Annotated in this window: 5 protein-coding genes; 4 read left to right on the top strand and 1 reads right to left on the bottom strand. The window is 68.7% G+C overall.

Annotated features, from left to right (window positions below):
• The 4 genes from G3N61_RS38310 to G3N61_RS38295 all read left to right on the top strand — a co-directional run.
• Positions 1-420 (top strand): alpha/beta hydrolase fold domain-containing protein (locus G3N61_RS38310; protein ID WP_205825035.1); only part of this gene is annotated, 420 nt, incomplete at its 5' end.
• A gap of 212 nt (positions 421-632) precedes the next feature.
• Positions 633-1187 carry a protein-tyrosine-phosphatase gene (locus G3N61_RS38305; protein ID WP_043178289.1) on the top strand — a complete coding sequence of 185 codons (555 nt, stop codon included), beginning with the start codon at positions 633-635 and terminating at the stop codon, positions 1185-1187.
• Positions 1188-1527: 340 nt separating this feature from the next.
• Positions 1528-1860 carry a type II toxin-antitoxin system RelE/ParE family toxin gene (locus G3N61_RS38300; protein WP_205825033.1) on the top strand — a complete coding sequence of 111 codons (333 nt, stop codon included), beginning with the start codon at positions 1528-1530 and terminating at the stop codon, positions 1858-1860.
• Positions 1857-2186, top strand: coding sequence for a transcriptional regulator (locus G3N61_RS38295; protein WP_011356110.1), 330 nt, complete (start codon positions 1857-1859; stop codon positions 2184-2186). Before G3N61_RS38300 ends, G3N61_RS38295 begins: the two co-directional genes overlap by 4 nt.
• A 16-nt stretch (positions 2187-2202) precedes the next feature.
• Here G3N61_RS38295 and G3N61_RS38290 read toward each other — a convergent pair.
• Positions 2203-3628: LssY C-terminal domain-containing protein (locus G3N61_RS38290; RefSeq protein WP_241018117.1), on the bottom strand; the 1426-nt coding region annotated here is incomplete at its 5' end.

The raw sequence follows: 3628 nt of genomic DNA, 5'->3' as shown, positions 1-3628 counted from the left end.
GAGCGCGGCGAGCCGGCCGCCGCCGCGCTGCTGCTGATCTCGCCCGTGACCGATCCGGCGCTCGGGGGCGCGACGCTGGCTTCGCGCCGCCACGACGATCCGATGATTCGCCGCGGCTGGCTCGAGCAGGGGCTGCGCTGGTATCACGGCGCCGGTTCGGTCGCGGCCCGCGGCCCGCTCGACACCGACCTGCGCGGTTTGCCGCCGATGCTCGTCCAGGCCGGCGACCAGGAGGTGCTGCTGTCGGATGCGCAGCGGCTGGCCCGTCATGCGCAGGCCTGTGGCGTGCCGTGCAAGCTGGAGATTCATGCGGCACGCTGGCATGTGTTTCATCTGCAGGCGTTTTACCTGCGCTCGGCGCGGGATGCGTTGCGGACGCTGGCGGGGTTTGCGGCGGAGCGGGTGGCGGAGACGGCGTGACGATGACGCAGTCATGCGCCGCGATCGGGGCCGTGGTTCGCGGCGTCCCCGATCGGGCACACGGCGCATGCGCCGTCACCGGGCCCGCTTGCCGCGAAGCGACGCCGTCTTGCGAAAACCAGCCGTTTATTTTTTTCTGTCGCATGCGGCCGTCATGATTTCCCGCAAGCCCCGGCGCGCCGCCGGGGTTCCCCCACCCTCGCGGAGACATCATGAAAAGAAGGCACACCCTCAACACGCTGGCACTGCTCTGTTGCGTCGGCATCCAGTGCGCGACTTCGGCGTTCGCCGACGAGCCGAAGAAGGTCGCGTTCGTCGACACCGGCAACACCGGGCGTAGCGTGATGGCCGAAGCGATCGCCGGCCAGTTGATCGCGCAGCGCCACGCGCACATCGCGGTGATTTCACGCGCGGTCGACGAAGATCCGTATGACGAAAAGCCGGAAGAAAACGGCGTAATCCTGATGAAGCGCCGCGGCATCGACACGTCCGCGCACCGTTCGGTGCAGTTGAACGCGAACGACATCAAGCATTCCGACGTGATCCTGACGATGACCGACAAACACAAGGAGAAGGTGCTCGCGCTCTATCCGTCGGCCGCCGGCAAGGTGTTCACGCTCGCCGAGTATGCGTCCGGGAAGCACGTCGACGTGCCCGACGCGTGGGGCAAGCCGATCGACTTCTACGAATCGGTCACCGCGCAGCTCGACACGTACATCCCGGCCGCGCTCGACAAGGTCGCGACGGCCGCGCCGGCGAAGCAGTAATGTCAGGAGGCCTGTCGGCGCGCCGGCGCCGACAGGTTTGTTGTTCACGTCGTCCCCCCATGCACCCCACCCATCGCACGCGCCCGTCACCGGGCCATTGACTTTGGCCATCCGGCCGAATCGTCACCCTACGCACCGGATGAAAGAATGATCGTCGTCCGGAAAGCCGGCTTCACCGCCTGACATCCCGCACTTCGAAGGCACCGCATGCGCAGCAACGTGCATGCGGTGTTGTGTGTCGCCCCGACTCCGCAATGCGCGCACGCCCTCGCGCACACCACCCGGCAGTTCGCACGACCACCTCATTTACCCTTCTCTTATTTGTAGCTTATAAGTTACAATGCTATCCAAGTTCGAACTTCTTCGCTACCAGCGCGACGACGGTCGCAAGCCCTTCACCGAATGGTTGAACGCCGTGCGCGACAAGGTTGCACAGGCACGGATTCGCGAACGCCTGCGCCGCGTGCAGACAGGCAACTTCGGCGATTGCGAGCCTGTCGGCGAAGGCGTGATCGAACTGCGCGTCCACGTCGGCGCCGGCTATCGCGTGTATTTCGGGCGGTACGGTGGCGCACTGGTGCTGTTGCTTTCAGGTGGCGACAAAAGCAGTCAACCCGACGACATCAGGCGCGCAAAGGAACACTGGTCGAACTGGAAACGGAGGCAAACATGACCAAGCTCAAAGGTGCGGTGTCGCACCACGACGCGGAAGTCGCCGAACTCGGCGCCGACCGCGAACTCGCGGTGGCCTATCTGCGCGTCGCGATGGAGTCGCTCGACGATCCCGACAACCGTGCGGCCGGCCTGCTCGCGCTGCGCACGGTCGCTGAAGCGTACGGCGGGCTCGGCGCCGTCGCGGCCGAAGCCGGCATCAGCCGCGAATCGCTGTATCGCACCCTCTCCCCCAACGGCAACCCGACGCTGAAAACCCTGCTCGCGGTACTCAAGACCGTCGGCCTGCGCCTGTCCGTCGTCCCCGCGCAGCCGGCGCACGCGTAAGCGGCACCGCACCCGCTCACGGCCGAACCATCCACACCAGCAGCATCTCCGCCGGCGCGGCCGTCATCCCCGCCGGCGGATGCTCGATCGTCGGCTCGACCGCCAGCGCTTTCGCAAGCGTCGCCGCATCGTCGATCGTCGTCGTGCGCACGATCGTCATCAGCCGCGCGGGCCGGTGCAGCGTCTCGCGGTACAGCGCGCCGTACCACAGCGGCCGCATGCCGAGCGCGTCCTGCAACACGTACGGATAACGCCACAGCCGCAGCACGAGCCGGCTTTCCGGCTGGCCCGGATCGATGCGCACGAACACGCGGCGCGTGCTTTCGCCGTGCGTGTAGCGCGGCAGCACGGGCAGCGTGTCGGCCGGCGCCTGCGGCAACAACCAGCGCAGCGCGGTGGCCGGCGACCACGGCGTCGCGCGCTGCCAGCCGGCCTGCGCGAGATGCCGGTCGAGCGTGTCCGACGTCGCGCTCCATTGCAGCGGCAGGTACTCTTCGCGGTCGCCGCCGATCTCGGTACGCCGCACCGGCACGCGCTGCCACCCGCCGCGCAGCCACTGGTCGACCGTCATCGCGACCACGTCGCCGACATGCGGGCGCGCCGCGCGGTCGAGCTGCCATTGCGCGGGAACCGTCCATACGCCAGCCGTCGCGAGCACCACGGTCACCGCGATGAGCGCGCCCCTCGGCTGCACATGCTCGCGCACGCGCCAGTACGCATACGCGCCGGCGAGCAGCGCGAACCACGCCAGCCCGAGGGTCCAGCCACCCAGCAGGCCCGACAGCCACGTGTCGCCGACATACAGCCGCGCGAAGCCGCCGAGCACGATCCACAGCACCACCGCCGTCACGACCGGGATCCGCCACAGCGCGGGCCGGTCGCGCGTCAGCACCCAGCCGAGGCCGCTGCTCGCGAGAATCGCGAACGCGGCTTCCGCATCGGGCAGCGGCACGTGCAGCGCGCCGGGCGGCAGGCTCGCGGGCGTCGCGCCGGGCACGCCCGCGCCGAATACCGGCACGAGCACGACGGCAACGCCCACCGTCACGAGCCACCACGCGGCCGTCAGCCAGCAGCGATGGATCATCAGCCAGACGAGAAACGCGGCCGCGACGATCAGCCCCGTATCGTGCCCGTGCAGCACGGCCAGCGCGCGCATCGTCGCGTCCACCGGCGGCGTGCGCAGGTTCTGCAGGAACGCATACAGCGCGATGTCCGCGTGCATCAGCGGATCGTTCGCGACGACATCCTGCACGAGGCCCGCGAACAGCCATACGCAGCCGATGAACAGCAGCGCGAGCACGGGCACCGCGCCCGGCAGCCCGTTCTGGCGGCCGAGCGATACATCCGCGTCCGGCATGTCGGATTGACCGTAGCCGAGCAGGTCGTAGAAGAACACGCGATGACGCCGCGCGAGCCACGGCGCGATCCGGCGCCACACCTGC

Origin of the sequence: Burkholderia sp. Ac-20349 (genome assembly GCF_017104865.1) — a bacterium.
Taxonomy (GTDB): domain Bacteria; phylum Pseudomonadota; class Gammaproteobacteria; order Burkholderiales; family Burkholderiaceae; genus Burkholderia; species Burkholderia aenigmatica.
Note: the sequence above shows the minus strand (reverse complement) of the source record. Positions and strands in the feature narration are given on the sequence as shown.